General features: G+C 51.2%; 17 protein-coding genes. 13 read left to right on the top strand and 4 right to left on the bottom strand.

Going from position 1 to position 19026, the window contains the following annotated elements:
* Positions 1 to 27 precede the first annotated feature (27 nt).
* Complete coding sequence (locus tag BMW84_RS04845) at positions 28 to 1161, top strand: hypothetical protein (RefSeq protein ID WP_091065072.1); 1134 nt, start codon at positions 28 to 30, stop codon at positions 1159 to 1161.
* A gap of 15 nt (positions 1162 to 1176) precedes the next feature.
* On the opposite strand, the gene BMW84_RS04850 is transcribed toward BMW84_RS04845, so the two are convergent.
* The 3 genes from BMW84_RS04850 to BMW84_RS04860 are packed head-to-tail and all read right to left on the bottom strand — an operon-like array spanning position 1177 to position 5448.
* Positions 1177 to 2637 carry a glycosyltransferase family 2 protein gene (locus BMW84_RS04850; RefSeq protein WP_254772866.1) on the bottom strand — a complete coding sequence of 487 codons (1461 nt, stop codon included), beginning with the start codon at positions 2635 to 2637 and terminating at the stop codon, positions 1177 to 1179.
* The gene (locus tag BMW84_RS04855; protein ID WP_091065074.1) at positions 2618 to 3712 is read right to left on the bottom strand and encodes a HEAT repeat domain-containing protein; all 1095 of its coding nucleotides are present in this window, start codon (positions 3710 to 3712) and stop codon (positions 2618 to 2620) included. Before BMW84_RS04855 ends, BMW84_RS04850 begins: the two co-directional genes overlap by 20 nt.
* On the bottom strand, positions 3709 to 5448 hold the full coding sequence (locus tag BMW84_RS04860) for a response regulator (protein ID WP_091065076.1): 1740 nt from the start codon (positions 5446 to 5448) through the stop codon (positions 3709 to 3711). The genes BMW84_RS04855 and BMW84_RS04860 overlap by 4 nt, the downstream gene beginning before the upstream one ends.
* A 116-nt stretch (positions 5449 to 5564) precedes the next feature.
* On the opposite strand from BMW84_RS04860, the gene BMW84_RS04865 reads away from it, so the two are divergent.
* From BMW84_RS04865 to BMW84_RS04890, 6 genes are all read left to right on the top strand, one after another.
* A complete protein-coding gene (locus BMW84_RS04865; protein ID WP_091065078.1) occupies positions 5565 to 5765 on the top strand; it encodes a hypothetical protein in 201 nt (66 codons plus the stop codon).
* Positions 5766 to 5837: 72 nt separating this feature from the next.
* Positions 5838 to 6545, top strand: a complete 708-nt coding sequence (locus tag BMW84_RS04870) for a response regulator transcription factor (protein WP_091068067.1) — start codon at positions 5838 to 5840, stop codon at positions 6543 to 6545.
* Entirely contained in the window at positions 6535 to 7887 is a 1353-nt protein-coding gene (locus BMW84_RS04875; RefSeq protein WP_091065080.1) for a sensor histidine kinase, read from the top strand. Before BMW84_RS04870 ends, BMW84_RS04875 begins: the two co-directional genes overlap by 11 nt.
* Before the next feature lie 14 nt (positions 7888 to 7901).
* On the top strand, positions 7902 to 8132 hold the full coding sequence (locus tag BMW84_RS04880; protein WP_091065083.1) for an SHOCT domain-containing protein: 231 nt from the start codon (positions 7902 to 7904) through the stop codon (positions 8130 to 8132).
* 86 nt (positions 8133 to 8218) lie between these two features.
* Entirely contained in the window at positions 8219 to 8398 is a 180-nt protein-coding gene (locus BMW84_RS04885) for a hypothetical protein (protein WP_091065086.1), read from the top strand.
* A gap of 109 nt (positions 8399 to 8507) precedes the next feature.
* Positions 8508 to 8696, top strand: coding sequence for a hypothetical protein (locus BMW84_RS04890; RefSeq protein WP_091065089.1), 189 nt, complete (start codon positions 8508 to 8510; stop codon positions 8694 to 8696).
* Between the two features lie 81 nt (positions 8697 to 8777).
* On the opposite strand, the gene BMW84_RS04895 is transcribed toward BMW84_RS04890, so the two are convergent.
* The gene (locus BMW84_RS04895; protein ID WP_091065091.1) at positions 8778 to 9995 is read right to left on the bottom strand and encodes an NAD(P)/FAD-dependent oxidoreductase; all 1218 of its coding nucleotides are present in this window, start codon (positions 9993 to 9995) and stop codon (positions 8778 to 8780) included.
* Positions 9996 to 10254: 259 nt separating this feature from the next.
* Here BMW84_RS04895 and hydE point away from each other — a divergent pair, with 259 nt between their 5' ends.
* The 6 genes from hydE (at position 10255) to BMW84_RS04925 (ending at position 19008) form a co-directional block, all read left to right on the top strand.
* A complete protein-coding gene (gene hydE / locus BMW84_RS04900; protein ID WP_091065093.1) occupies positions 10255 to 11316 on the top strand; it encodes a [FeFe] hydrogenase H-cluster radical SAM maturase HydE in 1062 nt (353 codons plus the stop codon).
* A 63-nt stretch (positions 11317 to 11379) separates the two neighbouring features.
* Positions 11380 to 12369: a 2-oxoacid:acceptor oxidoreductase family protein gene (locus BMW84_RS04905; RefSeq protein WP_091065096.1), complete on the top strand. Its 990-nt coding sequence runs from the start codon at positions 11380 to 11382 to the stop codon at positions 12367 to 12369.
* A gap of 25 nt (positions 12370 to 12394) precedes the next feature.
* Positions 12395 to 14683, top strand: a complete 2289-nt coding sequence (locus tag BMW84_RS04910; RefSeq protein ID WP_091065097.1) for a thiamine pyrophosphate-dependent enzyme — start codon at positions 12395 to 12397, stop codon at positions 14681 to 14683.
* Positions 14684 to 14837: 154 nt separating this feature from the next.
* Positions 14838 to 15335, top strand: a complete 498-nt coding sequence (nuoE, locus tag BMW84_RS04915) for an NADH-quinone oxidoreductase subunit NuoE (RefSeq protein ID WP_091065100.1) — start codon at positions 14838 to 14840, stop codon at positions 15333 to 15335.
* Positions 15336 to 15484: 149 nt separating this feature from the next.
* Entirely contained in the window at positions 15485 to 17254 is a 1770-nt protein-coding gene (nuoF, locus tag BMW84_RS04920) for an NADH-quinone oxidoreductase subunit NuoF (protein ID WP_091068069.1), read from the top strand.
* 17 nt (positions 17255 to 17271) lie between these two features.
* Positions 17272 to 19008, top strand: coding sequence for an NADH-dependent [FeFe] hydrogenase, group A6 (locus BMW84_RS04925; RefSeq protein WP_091065101.1), 1737 nt, complete (start codon positions 17272 to 17274; stop codon positions 19006 to 19008).
* Positions 19009 to 19026 lie beyond the last annotated feature (18 nt).

A 19026-nucleotide genomic window follows, 5' to 3' on the forward strand; every position in this document is an offset into this window, starting at 1 on the left:
AGAACGATGAAAGGTTGATCCTTGGTTATGTATGTCAACAAACGCTCCAGCTCAGTCAAACCCAAAATGGTGTATCTCTCCCCCTGGCTGCTTGCCCTGATCGTTACCCTAATAGCCGGGAGCCTGGCAGCCTGCAGTAACTCCGCTGGCGAACACGCACAGCCGACTAAAGAAACGCCGGTGGTGACGCAAGCGTCCGGCCGTATCTATCTTTATGGCGAAGTCCATGGCAATGCCAAGGTTATGGACAAGGAATTTGAATTGTGGTCCGGATATTACCATAAGGAGGGCATGAGGCATTTGTTCGTCGAGTTGCCCTATTATACCGCAGAATATTTGAATCTATGGATGCATTCGGACAACGATGACCTCCTGAACGAGATCTACGAGGACTGGCAGGGAACGGCAGGGTACAATCCCTATACCAAGGCGTTTTACAAAAAAATTAAAAGCGAATGTCCGGAGACGATTTTTCACGGCACAGATGTCGGACATCAATATGACACGACCGGGAGCCGCTTCTTATCCTATCTGGAGGCAAACGATCGGACCGGATCGGAAGCGTACACCTTGACCCGGGAAGCGATCGAGCAAGGCCGTTACTATTACAGTAAAGATGACGACGTTTATCGGGAAAACAAGATGGCCGAAAACTTCATCCGCGAATTTGAAAAGCTGGGCAGCGCGAACATCATGGGCATTTACGGCTCGGCACACACTGGACTTGATGAAATGGATTATGATACCCATACCGTTCCTTGCATGGCCAATCAGCTAAAGAAGCATTATGGCGGCCATATGGATTCGGAGGATTTAAGCTTGGTGGCTAAAGAGAATGAACCCATCAGGACCGATCACATCACCTTACTTGGCAAGGAGTATACAGCATCCTATTTTGGAAAAGAGGAGATGACCGGTTTCAAGAATTACGCCTATCGAGAATTTTGGCGGCTGGAGGACGCCTATGAAGATGTCAAAGACCTGCCGCTGGTGGAAAATTATCTTCCTTACAATAATTATCCGATGCTGATCGGAACAGGCCAGGTCTTTGTCATCCGCTACACCAAGACGGACGGTTCTGTTGATCAGGAATACTATCTGTCTAACGGTCATGTTTGGAATGGCGGCATGTATGCAACGCAACAATTCCAAGCGGACTGATCGATGCTTCCACCCTTAAACACCCGGTTTCTTGGAGTTCATAACATTGCCGCGAACCATATCGCCCCAGTGATGCTGTTTGCCGCGTATCGCTTGAAGAAGTCCTTTACAACGCCAGAATGTCATCAGCGGACGGAACCAGAAAGCCTCAGAGAGGGCACAAAAGAACAGGCGGTATAAATCGGCGACCTTATTGTACCGGCCAAAGCACCATTGCTCGAATAATACAGCACCGACGGATAACAGTGAGCCGTAGATCACCATCACCAGAAACAAAGCCAGACTAAGCTGCATGTCGACCATATGGAGCGAAAAACCCAGCACTACGGTGAGAATTCCGAGTATTTCCACAATCGGACCCAGTAGCTCAACGAATACAAAATACGGCATGGCGATCATTCCGATTCGTCCGTAGCGCGGATTCAGAAGCATCACTTTATGCTTCCACAGGCTTTCAAAAAGTCCCCGGTGCCAGCGTGTACGCTGCCGGTGAAGAACCTTAACGCTCTCCGGCGCTTCCGTCCAGCAGACGGGATCCGGGACATAGACGATTCTCGCTTTGCTTTTCTTCTCCTTGATCCGCCGGTGCAGCCTGACAATCAGCTCCATATCCTCACCAATCGTCCCGGGCTCATAGCCTCCGGCTTCTATGACCCAGTCTTTCTTGAAAACGCCGAATGCACCGGAAACGATGAGCAGAAGGTTGAAGCGGCTGAGACTGACACGGCCCATTAAAAACGCCCGCAGATATTCGATAACCTGCATGATAACGAGCGGTTTCCTGGACAGAAGGACATCATTGCCGCTGAGATGGCCGCTGTCGACATAGCTCCCGTTGGCAATGCCGACGCTGCCGCCGGTGGCGACAATTTCTTCTCCGGGGAGCGCGTCCATCACAGGCTTCATGACTTTGATAAAAGCGTCCGTATCGAGCACGGTATCGCCATCGAGTGATGCGAAATACGGATACTGGCATACATTGATACCAACGTTGAGCGCATCCGCCTTTCCGCCGTTCTCTTTGTCGACGAGCACCAGGTTGTGATGCTGAAGGGAACGGTAAATGGCGCGTATTGGCTTGGTTTCCCGTCCGAGGCCGGACCACTGCACTTTGCTTTTGATTTCTACCATTTGAAATTCCGTAATTAAGCGCTGCGCCGTCGAATCCTTGGATCCATCGTTTATGACGATGATTTCAAACTGCTTGTAGTTGATGCCGAGGAGGGAGCGGACGCTCCAGACAATATTCAATTCTTCGTTATATGCGGGAACCAGAATGGAAAGGGGAGGTGCCAGCTCGCTGCTTAGAAGCACGTCATACTGTATCGGCTTGATATCCTTCTCCCGGAACAGCTTACGGGCGGCCATAACAAACAACGTGATATAGACCAGAGTTATAAAAGCAACATAGAATGCCAGCACATAGGACAAGCTGTTCAGCATGTGATAAACAACCTCAATGAAAGACTCCTTCATATCGTTTCCTTTCCAGCGTTTCTTCCGCCATTTCTCTGGCAAAACGGTCCGGATGATGATAAGCGGCGTTCTGCAGCTGTTCTTGTCCTGATTTGTAACGCGAAAGCGAATCACTGGCCGTTTGACGGACACCATAAGACTCATCGCCCATGAATTTCAGCAGAATCGGAATAAAATGCTCTTCGCGAATGCTTCCCATCAGCCGGGCCAGCGCCTGCCGCTCATTCCGGGAAAATCCGGGTTGCGGCTGCTGGAGAGAGGCCACGAGCGTATTTTCCCCTTCAGGACTGATGTATCCAAAGTTTGCAATCGCAAGGATGGCAAGCAGGCGAAGCTTAGGCTCCTCACTGCAGAGAAGGGACTCCAGAAGGTGAAGTACCGGAGCCGAGCGTTCATTGCGCAGACGAAGGACTTCAACCATGGCGCACTGCACCCTTACGGGATAAGCATGGAACTCGGTCAGAATGCACTCCTGCAAAGAGGATTCGAGCGGCAACAGAAGCTGAAGCAACTGAGCATCGGATAGGGAGGAAGCTTCATCTTTTACATAGGGCAGTACCTCTTTCATCTGAAAGCCGGCGAAGATCTGAAGGATCAGAAATTTCTCGGTATCGGAAAGATTTCTTTTGCCGAGCAATTCCACAAGCTCTTCCCGCAGCGAATTCATCCGAAAAAGCTCCACCTCAAGCAGCGCGTTGACGCGCGTACTCCACCGGCGTTTCTTCAGCTGACCTGCATAATAATCATGAAAATGATTCCGGGCGTATTCGTAGATCAGAGACCTTTCATGCTCCGTTCTGCTTATAGACAGGTGAATGCGCAGCGCTTCGAAAATGGGTGATCGGCGGTTCACCCTGCCATTCAATCTGCGGGATTTTTTACCCGTCTCCAGAAAATCCTGCAAAGCAGAGTCCGTCCCCAGCAACCGTTGGAGACCGCGGTTATAACGATCAATATGCTTGTTATTTATTGCTTTGCGTGCGGACAAATACAACAGCAAACCTACCAGCAGGAGTAAAAGCACGAGTCCGGCCAGTTGCACAACTAGAAGGAGATTTTCAGAAAGACTATTCATACAACCATCCCCCGCAAAAGCCGGACCACACGCGCTTCAAGCTCCACAAGACTAAAGGGTTTAGTTAAATAATCATCTGTTCCGGCCTGAATGGCTTCGGCAATCTCGTGTTCTTCATTAACACCGGTCAGCATCAGAATCGTATATTCACCCCGGCCAGCGCCGCCGCGTAGTTTACGAAGAACCTCCATGCCGTTCATTCGCGGCATCATCCGATCTAGCACAACAAGATAACGTCCTCCCATGGCATGCCAGGCATCACTAAAAAATTGTTCTCCGTCCTTAAATGCGCGAATTTCCATATGATTGTTCCCGGATATATCGGAGAGCTGTTTGGTAAGCAGGTTGCGGATCAAATCATCATCGTCGATTACTGCAAGACGCAGCGTCTGATCTTGTCTGAAGCCTGCTTGATTCTCGGAATAGCGGGTACAGATTCCCCCGCCGGCTGCTTTGGAAGCGGCCACGGCCAACGCTGCCTGTTCCAGATTTGTTTCGCTTGGCAACCCGCTGCTGACTGTCGTCACGCCAACGGAGTAGGTCACTGCAAGGGGCTGCTTGGGATCCTTTTGATCCTGAAATTCCGCAAACTGTTGAATTAGACGCTCGGCCTCTTGCTCGGATTCTTCTTCGGTCAGACCAGGCTGCAGCAGCAAAAAGCGGTCCGCGCGTTCTCTTGCCCAAATATCCTGATCCCGCAAACGGGAGCGGATAAAAGAAGAGAAGGAACGGAGGAGCTCGTCCCCATCCTGATAATTCCCCCCGGCATTCCATGTACGGAACTGATCGATATCGAGAAGCGCCAAGGTAAGCGGTAAACCTGCAGCGGATGAAGCACTGCGCCAGCGCTCCAGTTCCTGTCGGAAGAACCGGCCGTTATAGGCCCCGGTTAGCTCATCAAGCATCAGCATGGAAGTCAGCCTAAGGCGTCTGGAGAGCTGTCTGCCGATCCGTGCCGCGAATTCGTCAAGTTCAATCGGTTTGGCTATGAAATCATCCGCACCTGAGGCGTAGCTCCTCATTCGCGTTTCTTTGTCGTTCCTTGCGCTCATGAGCAAGGTTGGTATTAATCGTTCCTCGCAGCGGCTGCGGATCGTATCCAGCAGTTCAAAACCGCTGCTGTTCTCCAGAACGATATCCAAAACCACGCAATCCGGCTCCAGATCATAACACCATTCGAGTGCTTTGGAGGGTTTGGAGGTAGCCAGAACCATCCAGCCATACGCTTCTAACGTATCTTTAAGCACTCTAAGCAAATCCGGATCGTCATCTACGACCACAATCAGGCTTTTTTTCATGGGAGCACTTGAATTTGATGCAAGAACAGTAGACTCTCCACGCTTTATTTCCATTTCAGCTGCTGTAACGGCAACCTCGGCGCTTTCCTGGGGAAGCAAGATATACAAGGGCTGGAGAAACCCTTTCACTTCGGCAGCCGACCATTCCTGTACCGATTCATCACGCAATTGCCCGATTAATCGCTCTGCGGCATCTGCCCATTCGGTGAGTCCCAATGTTCCGGCTGTCCCTTTTATGGAATGAACCAGACGGTAGACTTCACCTTCGGGCGCAGACGGCGCGGTAGCTAAGACCCCAAGTTTTTCGATCATTTTCCCTATAAATAATTGTTGATACCTGTCCATGCTGAAGCGTTCTCCCTTCTCTCGCTGATCACTCGCCTGTTTGAATTTCGATAATCGCTCCAAATTTAATCCATACAAATATAAAGCTAACATGTTAACTCTTGACCAGCAACTATAACACGCTAAATAGCCTTCATCACTTCTTCACAAGTTGCAAATTCGATCTTCATAACTCTCCGTTAAAGTGTACCTATAAGGAGGAGATACAAATGAAGAAACTTTGGATTGGATTGACGGCTTTGGTATTGGTTATGGGGATTGGAACCGCCGGCGCTTACGCGGCAGCGGCAAACAAGGATGACAGCGACAACGTAAAGAACATGTATGAACGCTGCAGCAGTTCGAACGGGACCGGGATGTCCGAAATGATGAAAAATTCCCAATTTGGAAAAGGCATGATGAACTTCTAAACCGATCATGATAAGATAAGGCCTCATACGTTATGAGGTCTATCTTCTTATTTATACAAAGGATTGCAGGTGATCGAATCAGTGAAGATATTAATAGTGGACGACGAAGAGCACATTTTGCAGGTGATTAAGGCCTACCTGGAAAATAACCAATATCTTGTGTATGAGGCCGATACAGGGTCAGGGGCGCTTCATCTCTTTGAAACCTTGCATCCCGACCTGATCGTGCTCGATTTGATGCTTCCGGATATGACCGGAGAGGAAGTCTGCAGAAGGATACGCAAATCGTCTAATGTTCCTATATTGATGCTGACGGCAAAAAGCGGCGAGGATGATATGGTAAACGGTCTGATGATTGGAGCCGACGATTATATAACCAAACCTTTTAGTCCAAGAGAATTGCTGGCCCGTGTGATCAGCTTACTAAGGCGATCCAATCAGCAGGATCAGAACCATGCTTCGTTGCTGTTATTTGCCCAGGGCCGTTTAACCATAGATTTGGAACGTCATGAAGTAATCGTCCAAGAGGAACCTGTTGCCCTTACTCCCATGGAATTTAGATTGCTGGAAGTTTTGGCGAAGCATCCGAAGAGAGTGTTCTCCCGCCTTGAACTGGTAAATCTCACCCAAGGCGATACTTACGAAGGATTTGAGCGAACGATAGATGTGCATATCAAGAACATTAGGCAAAAAATCGGGGATGACCCTAAACGCCCAATATTTGTCGGGACGGTATTTGGGGTAGGCTATAAATTTTTGGTGAGTCCTGATGAAAAATAGAAACAGTTTGAGCAGTAAGCTTCTCGTCTCTCATGTCGGCGTCGCACTGGCCGCGTTGCTGTCCATCATCCTGCTTGTTCATCTGGTGATGAATTTCTCGTTCAATCAGTACCAGAAGCATCAGCAGAAGGCCGAAGTCCGGCAAATCGTTAACGATCTTGCGGCCGCTTATGATGAATCCTCTTCCGGTTGGGACTCCGGCGTGTGGATGCTTATTTCGCACCAAGCGGCTGTCGGTCATTATATAGTACGCGTGTATGATATGGACCGTCTTTTGGTCTGGGACACAAGCCAAATGGGAATGCACGGCCAGGCGACTTCTAAGAAATCGCTACCCATCATCCGGGACAATATTGTAAGAAACCAACAGCAGCTGGGGACATTGGAGCTTCAACCGATGGATGAATCCTCCCAAAGCTTGAACCAGCAATTTCTTCGCATGTTTAATGCATTGCTCGGCGGTGCGCTGGTAATCGTGATGATCGGGACGTATGGGTTCAGCCGATATACGGCACAAAGCATCAGTCAGCCTTTAGTACACATCAAGGATGCCGCGTCCCGGATAAGGGAGGGAGATCTCAGCTCGCGCGTAGAAGTAGCTAGTCAAAGCACCGAGATTGAAGAGGTCGGGCTGGCGCTTAATCATTTGGCCGAAGGGTTGGAGAAACAAGATCAGTTGCGGAAAAAACTGACGGCCGACGTGGCGCATGAGCTTCGCACGCCTTTAACCACGATTCAAAGCCATTTGGAGGCTTTTCAGGATGGCATCTGGGAGCCCACGCCGGATAAGCTGGAAGTGTGCCATGAACAGGTATTGCGTCTGGTCCAATTGATTCATGATTTGGAAAATTTGGCGGCTGTCGAGAACCCGATGATTCAATTGAAGAATGAGACCGTATCCTTAAATGACATTGTCCGGCAGTCCATCAATACGGTTTCCAGTTCTTTTATTCAAAACAAGCTCACAGTAGATATTGCCAGCGATATCGAAGTGTGGATTACTGGAGACCGGCCACGGCTGGTTCAAGTCTTCGACAATCTGCTGAGCAACGCCTATAAATATACCCCCTCAGGAGGGATCCATATTGAAATTGCTAAGGATCAGTCGGAGGGAATCGTTACCATTTCCGATTCCGGACTCGGAATCCCGGAAACCGAGCTCCCTTATATTTTTGAACGGTTTTACCGCGGGGACAAATCGAGGAACCGGAAAACGGGCGGAGCAGGCATCGGTCTTTCGGTTGTAAAAGCGATCGTGGATGCCCATTCGGGGTCCATCCAAGTGCAGAGCGAGGTCAATAAAGGCACAACCGTTGTTGTACGTCTGCCAATAATCCGATGAAAGGATGAATTCACATGATGATGGGCTATGGTTTTGGCTTCGGTATGTTTGGATTAATCATCAACTTCCTGCTGATCGTCGGCGTGATTTATTTAGTGATCAAATGGGTGCGGGGAGATGGCAGTAGAAATGCCGGGTACAATGACAATACTCCGGAGCGTATATTAGATGAGCGGTTTGCGAGAGGAGAAATCTCGGAAGAAGAGTATTTCCGGATGAAGAGTATCCTTCGTGATCGGATGTAGAGCCTTAGGTACTAATTCTGGTGCATAGTACTTTCAGATGAAACACACACTAAATCAATACATCCTAAATGAGGAGTGGCAAATAGATGTCCAATAAGAAAAGTTACTATGCATTCGAAGATCCGCAGGGCACCACCATTGAATTCCAAGCCACCAGCTTGCAGCAAGCCATGGTGATAAAAAAGAAGAAGGCTCAAGAACTTGGAATTCCAAAAGAGGCTTTTGAACTGACAAGCATACGCAAGAAACCAACCCAAAACGCATAACGCTCCAATGGCTTCCTCATCCATGCTTTTTGCATAAAGACTTCGATATCATGGAAAACTTCTATAGTACGACAACTAGCATGATATGATTTCTTAGGAGGTTGGACGATTGACAAATCAGGATCCGCAAGAGCTGCTAAATCAAAAACACAAGCTGGATGAACAAAAAAGGCAGTTCACGAATTTCTCGCGAAGCGTCAGTGGGCATGGTGAGCTAGAAGCTGGTCAGGAATTCAGCCACGACCGGATATCCGACGATCAAAACCGGATGAAATCGGTGGAGAACAGACGGGATTGAAGTGATAAAGCGATAAAAATAAGCCGGTCCTTAGGGATCGGCTTTTGATTTATTCATTAGGTACCAGAGGTGCCTATCCGTTCAAGTCGCAACCAGAGGTCTGCTCTGCAGGTAAATCTTCAAATCCGGGCTGGATCCCGTTACGATCATGTCCGAAACCACTTTGGCTAAAACCCCGTTATACACGGTTCCGTTATCCCCGTAAGCCATGATCACATAACAATGAGGGTAGGCCTCGTATTGTCCGATGACAGGCAATCCGTCATGCGTTCCTCCGTAGAAGGCGCCCAGATAATATTCCGGCTCGGCCTGAATGTCCGGGAACAAAGCATTAAACGCCTGGACGAGTTTGTCTTTGCTTGCCAGGATTTTAGAATCCCTTGTCCCGGCGTAGGAGGTATCCTTATCCATGCCTCCAATGATCACCCGATTATCGGGGGTTGTACGCATATATACATAGGGGCGGGCGGTCTCCCATATTAAGGTCCGTTTATGCCAGCTGGCGAAATCGGCGATCGGCTTCGTAATGACGGCATAGGAGCTTGCCAGCGTAGCATTTTTTTCGACCTTGAAGTCACTGTCTTCGTAACCGGCTGCAATGATGACATGTCTTGCCCGAATTTCGTGGCGTTCTTTGGTGAAAAAGAGGGCATAGTCCTGTTCGAAACGCTTGCCCGTGATTTCTGTATTCTCGTAGATCGATCCGCCCCGTGACTTTACGCGCTCAAGCAGCCCGTATACGAATTTAAGCGGGTTCATCTCGGCATCATCATGATAGTACAGTGCCGCTTCTTTTTGAAAAGGATATCGGTCGGCGATCTGCCGCGCATCCCATCGATCAACGTTAAACCCGTGTTTCCGAAGGAGAGCATATTCTTCATCTAACTCCGGGACGTCCTCCTTGCGGCTTGCATAATACAGGCTGTCTCGCCTAATAAAATCCGGGTCGATGGGTAACTGCCGGCTTACCCGTTCAATGTCGTTGATCGACTGCTCGCATAGTTTAAGATGGCGCGCAGCAACCTCTTCACCAAAAGAATGGCTCAGCGACACAAAGCTTTTTTCACCGGCGTATTGAATTAAAGCCGTATTCGAGCTGGTGCTGCCTTCTCCGGCTTTTCTTTTGTCGACCACAACGACGGACAACCCTTGATCACAAAGGATATTGGCACACTGGGCGCCGGAGCTGCCCGCACCGATAATGAGGACATCACAGGAGATATCCGCTTCCAGCCTCGGGTAAGAAGGAGGGTTAACAACCGTTGTGGGCCAGTACAATTTGCCGCTTTGCAGATCCATAGCAGACCTCTCCCCTATAAAATATTTCGATCCTTAGTATGGACAATTTACTGCGACTCGATGCAGAACATTCGTGCCGGAAAAACATCAGAATAAGTTGACCGCAGCACAGGAATGACAGATTAGCACGTCATGTAACATACGTTTCCTGCATAGTCTAGAGTAATTCGTTAAGTACTAGATTGCTTTGCCACTTAAAGACGGATTTGACGGGGTTCATCACTTGGTGGCACACATACGGGATGGAGGATATAACCCGATGGAGGCATTGCTTGACAAGTTATATGAACGCAATGAACTGGATAAGGAGGAGATCGTTTACTTCCTTCAGCACCTGACGACTGAGCTTAAGACTCGTCTATTTGATCTGGCGGTAAAGACCCGAAAGCGGCATTATGCTGAAAGCGTTTACGTGCGCGGCCTGATAGAATTTTCAAGCTTCTGCATACAGGATTGCCTGTATTGCGGTCTGCGCCGATCCAACGCGTCGGCAGAGCGTTACCGGCTGACGGAGGAGGAAATTTTGGAATGCGCGGAAGCAGGCTACAGCCTCGGGTATCGTTCATTCGTGCTACAGAGCGGAGAGGATTTCTATTTCACCGAAGCCCGGCTGGTCCGCCTCGTGAAGAGGCTCAAGCTCCGGTTTCCGGAGGAGGCAATCACCTTATCCATAGGCGAACGCAGCGAAGCTTTTTATCGCGCGCTTTTTGATGCAGGAACAGACCGGTACCTGCTCAGGCATGAGACAGCTTCACGCTCGCTGTATCAGTCATTGCATCCGGGAATGTCCTTCGATAACCGTGTAAATTGCCTGCGCACTCTCAAGGATATTGGTTATCAGGTCGGAGCAGGCTTCATGGTTGGCCTTCCCGGGCAGACCTGTGAGCATCTTGCAGAGGATCTTCTGTTTCTGAAGGAACTTCAACCTGAGATGATAGGCATCGGGCCGTTCATCCCGCATAGCGCAACTCCGCTCAAAGATGCCCGAGGGGGAACGGTAGAAGATACGCTCGTCATGATTGCCATGGCTAGATTGTTTATTCCGGAAGCACTAATGCCTGCCACCACGGCTATGGGGACGCTTGATCCGGCCGGGAGGGAGCTCGCGCTCGGGGCGGGCTGCAATGTGATGATGCCCATCTTGTCTCCGCTGAGCGTCCGCAGGAAATATGCCCTGTACGAGAACAAGATCTGCATGGGCGACGAGGCAGCCATTTGCAGAAGTTGCATTGAAATGAGAATTGCAGCCGCCGGCTACAGGATTGAACTTGGCAGAGGGGATCACTGCAGCTTCACCGGGACAGGAAAACTAAAGCAATGAGGATTGTCTTACCGCTGAAAGTGAAATTTTTCACGTTCGTTTAAATGAGAAGGAGGAGATTTCATGTCAACGTTGCCACAAAAAAATGCGCTCGGCTTTTACGAAATCCGCCTGGAATCCATCGGCGGGCTGGGCGCCAACCTGGCGGGGAAAATGCTTGCCGAGACCGGCGCGCTGGAGCTTGGCTTCAATGCGGCTAACTTTTCGTCTTACGGCTCGGAGAAAAAAGGGACCCCGGTCAAAACCTTCGTCCGCTTCTGTGATCCGGAGGTAGAGATCAGGGACCACAGCCCCATTGAGGAGCCCCACCTGGTAGCGGTGTTTCACGAAGCCCTGTACAAGACGGTAAATGTGGTCAGCGGCCTGCATCCGGATGGAGTTGTACTCGTGAACACCTCGCGCGACTTCGATGAAGTCCGGGCAGATCTGGGGCTGGAATACGGCACGATTGCCGTAGTGGACGCGATGGGGATTGCCGTTGAGGAGCAGACGAAAGTAAATACATCCATGCTGGGCGCCATGTTCCGCATCTGTGGATTTCTGGATCCGGAAGCGATGCGTAAGGTGATCCGCCGGACCTTCGAGAAGAAATATCCGCATCTGGTGGAGCCGAACATTCGCACCTTCGACCGCGGCTATAACGAAGTGAAATTTAAAGCCTACGAAGTGCCCGCAGGAACCGTAGCTTCCCCTTTCAAACGTGCGCAATCTTTGCTCGGCTATGAGACGCAGCTGCCGGGCGGAATCATCCTTGCTCAGGGCAATAGTATTCTGAAAGACTTGAGCGGCTCGCGTTCAGGCATGCTGCCCGTACTGGATTTGGATTCGTGCATCAGCTGTGCGGCATGTGACAATGTGTGCCCCGACAACTGCTTCGTCTGGGAGGAAGGCGAAGACAAGCGCGGCCGGCCGCAGCAGACTCTTCTCGGCATTGACTATCACTACTGCAAAGGCTGCCTGAAATGCATCGACGTGTGTCCTACGGAAGCCTTGACCAGTATCCGTGAAGAGGTCGGATTTGCCGAAGCGCACCGCGTTCCCCAAGTGTTCTAGTAAACGAAATAGGGAGGATTCTACAATGGCTGTTAGTGAACATACGGAAACACAGGCCGTACCTGCCGAGCAAGTGACCTGCTTCGAATCAGGAAATGAAATGGCGGCTACGGCGGCGGCCCAAATCAATTACCATATCATGGGTTATTTTCCGATTACGCCGTCTACGGAGGTAGCCCAGTATCTGGATCAGATGAAAGCCCGCGGACAACATGACATTCAATTGATCGCGGCGGATGGCGAGCACGGATCTGCCGGGATCTGCTACGGCGCCGCGATGGCGGGGGCACGCGTGATTAACGCTACCAGCTCCCAAGGGTTTCTCTATATGCTGGAGCAGCTTCCTACCCAATCCGGGACCCGTTTCCCGATGGTACTTAACCTCGTAACCCGTGCAGTCAGTGGACCGCTGGATATCCGCGGCGATCATTCCGATTTGTACTATGGTTTGAATACAGGCTGGGTCATTCTGACGGCCAGCACACCGCAGGCTGTATACGACATGAATATCATGGCCCTGCGGATTGCCGAACATTCCGAAGTGCGTTTGCCTGTTATCGTCGCCTATGACGGGTTCTTCACCTCTCACCAGAAACGCAAAGTCCAATACTTCAAAGAGAACGAAGTTGTACAGCATTTCGTAGGACCGAACCCGAATCCCAATTATCCGAATATCTCTGATCCTGCCCATCCCGTGACCATTGGAGCGCATATGGGAGGCGATGACCTGCTGAATAACCACTATCAGTTGTCTTTGGCGCTCGATAGAGCAGGTATAGTCTATGATGAAATCGCCCGGGAATATGCCGCCTTGTCCGGACGTGAACATAAAGTCCTCGATCTGTACCGGATGGACGATGCCGAAGTTGCTGTGTTCCTGTTAAATTCGGCTGGGGAATCCGCCAAGGACACCGTAGACGCGCTGCGGGCCAAGGGCATCAAGGCAGGTCTGGTCCGTCCGAACCTTATTCGTCCGTTCCCGGCGGAGCAGCTCCGCCAGGCGCTGAAGAATGTCAAGGCGCTGCTTGTCGGTGAACGCGCGGATTCGTACGGAGCACAAGGCGGTAACTTGACCCATGAGATCCGGTCTGCACTGCAAGTGGATCCGGACAATCAAACGATTATTCTCTCCCGTATTTTTGGCCTGGGGGGCAAAGATTTCTATGCCGATGACGCCGAAGCCTTTTTTCAATTGGCTATAGATGCAGCGGAAAAAGGATATGCCGAGAAGCCGTTCGACTATCATGGCTATTATCCGGGGGAAGCAAAGTATGCGCTTGTTCCGGTCAGAGAACCGCAACACGGCGATGCTTACAAGAGCGGCCTTATTCAGGTGGCTCCGGACGAAGACGGCCGGCTCAAGGTTAAGCTTCCTCCGCTCCGGCAATTGACGGCCAAACCGCACCGGCTGGCTCCCGGGCATGGCGCCTGCCCCGGCTGTGGCGCGCTTTCAGCACTGGAGCTCTTTTTCAAGGGAATCGAAGGCGATATGGTGGTGCTGTTTCAGACCGGTTGCGCCTATGTGGTAACAGCCAGTTATCCTTACACCTCCCATAATCAGACCTTTGTCCACAACCTGTTCCAGAACGGTGCAGCAACGCTCGCGGGCATGGTGGATGCCTTCTATGAACTGAAGCGGCGCGGCGAAATCCAGATCAGCGATGACGTTACCTTCGTGATGGTGTCCGGCGACGGCGGCATGGACATCGGGATGGGGGCCACCGTAGGGGCGGCACTCCGCAACCATAAAATGATCATCCTTGAATACGATAACGAGGGCTACATGAATACCGGTTCCCAGCTGTCATACTCCACGCCTATGGGGCATATGACCAGTACCTCGGGAGTGGGGAAAACGCAGAAAGGGAAAAAAGGGCATCACAAGGATACGGCGCAAATTCTCGCGGCCTGCAATATCCCTTATGTGTTCACGGGAGCCGAATCCCATCCCCAGGATCTTCTGCAGAAGGCGGCCAAGGCGCAGTGGTACGCGAATAACGTCGGTACGGCCTACGGAAAGCTGCTCTGTGCCTGTCCGCTGAACTGGAAGACCCCGGACCACAGCGGGCATGACCTGGTGAAGGCGGCTGTGGATTCCTGTTTCTTCCCGCTCTATGAAATTGAGGAAGGCATCACAAGCATCACTTACAATCCCGAACTCAAGGGCAAGCGTATTCCGGCTGTGGAGTGGCTCAAGGGAATGGGCAAGACCAAACATCTGCTTCAGGATGAAGAACTGCTGCGGACCTTCGAAACTGAAATTGAGCGCCGCTGGAGCAGACTGAAGCTCAGACACGAAAACTCGCTGCTCTAATATAGGCTGGGATGAGGCCGAATGCTGCCCAGTAGGCTTCATCCCGCCCCAATGAAATCAATCTCAATACAATAGATTTCATTTTCAGCAAAAGATGATCAATTCCTGATTATACCTTGCCTAACTTTTTACCTAGAGTGGAGGGATCACGGATATGGAACAGCAACAAGCGAGCAGCTGCGGGGGCGTCGCCGAAGCAGATGAGAAGCGGATAAGGGTACAATCTGCGATTTCGCAGTTCAAAATGATGAAGGGGGCTTTAATCCCCATTCTGCATGAAATTCAGGATTTATACGGATATCTGCCGGAACCGGTGCTCCAGATGGTAGCTGCGGAGCTTAACCTGCCGATGAGTGAAATTTATGGCGTGGCCTCTTTTTATCATTTCTTTTCGCTGACCCCCAAAGGGGAAAATGTGGTCCATCTATGCCTTGGAACCGCCTGCTATATCAAAGGCGCGCAAGCTGTCCTCGACCGTCTCAGCACGGAACTTAAAGTGCCTGTGCAAGGAACCACGGAGGACAACAAATTCACGCTTGAAGCCACACGCTGCCTGGGAGCCTGCGGCCTTGCACCGGTTATGACGATTGGCGAAAAGGTCCATGGACGGCTTACCCCCAATACCATTCCAAAAATTCTGAAGGGAATATAAATGATCATCCTGGGCCATACGGCGCAGCAGAAAGTGGAGGTATGAGTATGAAGCTTTTAACGGATCTTGAGGCCATCCAAACGCTTACGCGAGACCGCCTGGACAACCGGCGAATCAAAGAAAGTGATTCCATCACGTTCAGATCGGTGATGGTATGCGGAGGAACGGGATGTACATCGTCAGATTCCAATCAGATTGTTACAAAGCTTAATCAGGAAATAGCAAGCCGCAACCTGCAGGAGCAGGTGGAAGTCGTGCGCACGGGCTGTTTCGGCCTATGCGAGCTCGGACCGGTGGTTATTGTTTATCCGGAAGGGATCTTTTACAGCCGGGTCGAGGTTCAGGATATTCCAAAGCTGGTAGAAGCCCATCTCCTGCAGGGCAAACCGTACGAAAAGAAAATCTACGAGAAAACCAAGCAGGGCAATGAAATCCTGAGTTTCGAAGAAACCGAATTCTATAAAAAGCAAGTGCGGATTGCTCTGCACAACTGTGGTGTCATTGACCCGGAGAATATTGATGAGTATATCGGCAGCGACGGCTATCAGGCACTCGGTAAAGTACTGAAGGCCATGAGCCGGCAAGAGGTTATTGATACGATCAAGCTATCCGGCTTGAGGGGTCGCGGCGGCGGCGGGTTCAACACCGGATTGAAATGGGAGTTTGCCGCAAAGCAGGATAAAAAGCAGAAGTATGTCATTTGCAATGCGGATGAAGGCGACCCCGGAGCATTTATGGACCGCTCGATTCTCGAAGGCAACCCTCATTCCGTCATTGAGGCAATGGCGATTGCCGGATATGCCATCGGATCTGACCAAGGCTTTATCTATGTCCGTGCGGAATATCCGATCGCGGTCCAGCGTTTTATGAAAGCGCTTGAGCAAGCCCATGAATACGGATTGCTGGGCGAGAACATCCTGGGAACCGGCTTCAGTTTTGACATAGATGTGCGTCTGGGTGCCGGAGCTTTCGTCTGCGGAGAAGAAACGGCATTGATCCATTCCATTGAAGGCCACCGGGGAATGCCGACGCCAAAACCGCCTTTTCCGGCGGTTCAAGGCTTATGGGGCCAGCCGACGATTATCAACAATGTGGAGACCTTGGCGAATGTAGCCCAGATTATTTTAAAGGGCGCACCGTGGTACGCAAGTATCGGAACGGAGAAGTCAAAGGGCACCAAAGTATTCGCTTTAGGCGGAAAAGTGGTGAACACCGGTCTCGTAGAGGTTCCCATGGGAATTACCCTGCGCGAGGTCATCTTTGAAATTGGCGGAGGGATTCCGGGCGGCAAAAAATTCAAAGCCGTACAGACCGGCGGCCCTTCCGGCGGCTGTCTGACAGAAGAGCATCTGGACTGCAGCATCGATTTTGATACGTTGACCAGCCTGGGTTCGATGATGGGCTCGGGAGGCATGATCGTCATGGATGAAGATACCTGCATGGTTGATGTCGCCAGATTCTACCTGGACTTCACGCGCGATGAATCCTGCGGGAAATGCACGCCTTGCCGCATCGGCACCAAACGCCTGCTCGAACTTCTGGATAAGATCACGGAAGGCAAAGGAAACATGGAGGATCTGGAGAAGCTTGAGAACCTCTCTGTGCAGATCAAGAATGCATCTTTGTGTGCCTTAGGCCAGACAGCTCCGAATCCGGTATTATCCACCATCAAGTATTTCCGAGAGGAGTACTTGGCCCATATTGCGGATCATAAATGCCCGGCTGGGGTCTGCAAATCGTTGATTTCGTATGAGATCGATCCGGATTTGTGCCGGGGCTGCAGCCTCTGCGCCAAAAAGTGTCCAGCGGATGCGATCTCAGGCGAAATGAAGGAGCCGTTTGTGATCGATACGGCGGTCTGCATCAAATGCGGAGTCTGCTTTGATGTCTGCAAGTTCAGTGCCGTAGCGAGAGTCTGACAAGAGGAGTGAACACTTTGGATACGATAAAAATCATGATCGACGGGCACGAGGTCGAGGTCGCCAAAGGTACAACGGTGCTCGAAGCCGCTCGTCAACAAGGCGTGGATATCCCTTCCCTTTGTTATTTGCAAAGTATCAACCACTCGTCCAGCTGCCGGGTATGCGTGGTGGAGGTGGGGCCGAGGCTCATTGCCTCCTGCACGCTGATCGCGGAAGAGGGAATGAAGATTCAAACGAATACCCGCAAAGTCCGTGAAGCCCGTAAGGCTTCCGTTGAACTTCTGCTGTCCGACCATAATCAGGAATGTCTCAGCTGCTCCCGCAGCGGCGGCTGTGAGCTGCAGGACGTCTCCCGAACCTTGAATATCCGAAAAGTGACTTACACGGGCGAAAAATCCAGCCAGGAAAAGGACCTCGCCTCTCCGGCTATCGTTCGGGATGCATCCAAATGCATCCTTTGCGGGCGCTGCGTCGGGGCCTGCGGAACGATGCAGACCGTGGGTGCCATCGGTTTCGCGAAGCGCGGTTTCGATACCGTAATCTCTACCGCTTTCGGCCGTCCGCTTGCTGAGTCCACATGCGTCAACTGCGGCCAGTGTATCATGGCTTGTCCGGTAGGTGCGCTTAGTGAGCGCGAGAACATTGAAGAGGTATGGAATGAGCTCGCCGATCCGGGCAAATACGTTGTTGTCCAGACAGCTCCAGCTGTGCGGGTAGCCTTGGGAGAAGAATTCGGTCTTCCGGTGGGAACCCGGGTTACCGGCAAAATGGTCGCCGCGCTGCGCAGGCTTGGATTCGATAAAGTGTTCGATGCCAACTTTGGTGCGGATCTCACCATTATGGAAGAAGGCACCGAATTGCTCTCCCGCCTCAGTAGCGGAGAGAATCTGCCGCTCATGACATCCTGCTGTCCCGGCTGGGTGAAATTTATAGAGCATAACTTCCCTGACCGGCTGAATAACCTCTCCACCTGCAAATCGCCGCATGAAATGGAGGGCGCCATTGTGAAGGCCTTCTTCGCCGGCAAAATCGGAATCGATCCCAAGAATATCGTCGTCGTTTCGATCATGCCCTGTACCGCGAAGAAGTTCGAAGGTGCGCGTGAAGAATTGTCGAGAGAAGGGCTGCAGGATGTCGACTGGGTTCTGACTACCCGCGAGCTGGCCTCCATGATCAAGGAAGCTGGCATAGACTTTGCGAATCTGAAGGACGAAGCGTTCGATAATCCGATTGGCCAGGGCTCGGGGGCAGCCGTTATTTTCGGTGCAACGGGCGGCGTTGCAGAAGCAGCGCTCCGTACGGTATTCGAAATCACGTCAGGCCAAGAACTGGCTACGGTCGAATACACGGCGGTCCGGGGAATGGATGGAATTAAGGAGAATGTGATCGAGCTGCCGAATGGCCGGAAGATCCGCACGGCAGTCGTTCATGGTCTGGGCAATGCCCGTAGGCTGATGGAGGCGATGGAACTTGGGGAAAAGAGCTATGAGTTCATCGAGGTCATGGCCTGCCCCGGCGGCTGTATCGCAGGCGGCGGCCAGCCGATTCTGAATGCGGGAGCATCCTCGCGGATCGATATTAAGGCCGAGCGCGCAAAAGCGATCTACACGGAAGACGAGGCGCAAACGGTTCGCAAATCGCATAACAATCCTTTTATCAAAGCTCTATATGAAGAGTTTTTAGGAGAGCCCAACGGTCACCTTGCACATGAGCTGCTGCACACTCATTACATGGCACGTTCCAAGGTATAAGCATATGCCTAAACATTG

This window comes from Paenibacillus sp. NFR01 (assembly GCF_900111565.1).
Taxonomy (GTDB): domain Bacteria; phylum Bacillota; class Bacilli; order Paenibacillales; family Paenibacillaceae; genus Paenibacillus_AQ.

Excerpts from the sequence above, each read along its gene's own strand:
- nuoE (WP_091065100.1), top strand. The coding sequence starts at position 14,838 with ATGGAACAGCAACAAGCGAGCAGCTGCGGGGGCGTCGCCGAAGCAGAT.
- BMW84_RS04875 (WP_091065080.1), top strand. The coding sequence starts at position 6,535 with ATGAAAAATAGAAACAGTTTGAGCAGTAAGCTTCTCGTCTCTCATGTC.
- BMW84_RS04850 (WP_254772866.1), bottom strand. The coding sequence starts at position 2,637 with ATGAAGGAGTCTTTCATTGAGGTTGTTTATCACATGCTGAACAGCTTG.
- BMW84_RS04845 (WP_091065072.1), top strand. The coding sequence starts at position 28 with ATGTATGTCAACAAACGCTCCAGCTCAGTCAAACCCAAAATGGTGTAT.
- BMW84_RS04860 (WP_091065076.1), bottom strand. The coding sequence starts at position 5,448 with ATGTTAGCTTTATATTTGTATGGATTAAATTTGGAGCGATTATCGAAA.
- nuoF (WP_091068069.1), top strand. The coding sequence starts at position 15,485 with ATGGTATGCGGAGGAACGGGATGTACATCGTCAGATTCCAATCAGATT.
- BMW84_RS04910 (WP_091065097.1), top strand. The coding sequence starts at position 12,395 with ATGGCTGTTAGTGAACATACGGAAACACAGGCCGTACCTGCCGAGCAA.
- hydE (WP_091065093.1), top strand. The coding sequence starts at position 10,255 with ATGGAGGCATTGCTTGACAAGTTATATGAACGCAATGAACTGGATAAG.
- BMW84_RS04905 (WP_091065096.1), top strand. The coding sequence starts at position 11,380 with ATGTCAACGTTGCCACAAAAAAATGCGCTCGGCTTTTACGAAATCCGC.
- BMW84_RS04895 (WP_091065091.1), bottom strand. The coding sequence starts at position 9,995 with ATGGATCTGCAAAGCGGCAAATTGTACTGGCCCACAACGGTTGTTAAC.
- BMW84_RS04855 (WP_091065074.1), bottom strand. The coding sequence starts at position 3,712 with ATGAATAGTCTTTCTGAAAATCTCCTTCTAGTTGTGCAACTGGCCGGA.
- BMW84_RS04865 (WP_091065078.1), top strand. The coding sequence starts at position 5,565 with ATGAAGAAACTTTGGATTGGATTGACGGCTTTGGTATTGGTTATGGGG.
- BMW84_RS04880 (WP_091065083.1), top strand. The coding sequence starts at position 7,902 with ATGATGATGGGCTATGGTTTTGGCTTCGGTATGTTTGGATTAATCATC.
- BMW84_RS04885 (WP_091065086.1), top strand. The coding sequence starts at position 8,219 with ATGTCCAATAAGAAAAGTTACTATGCATTCGAAGATCCGCAGGGCACC.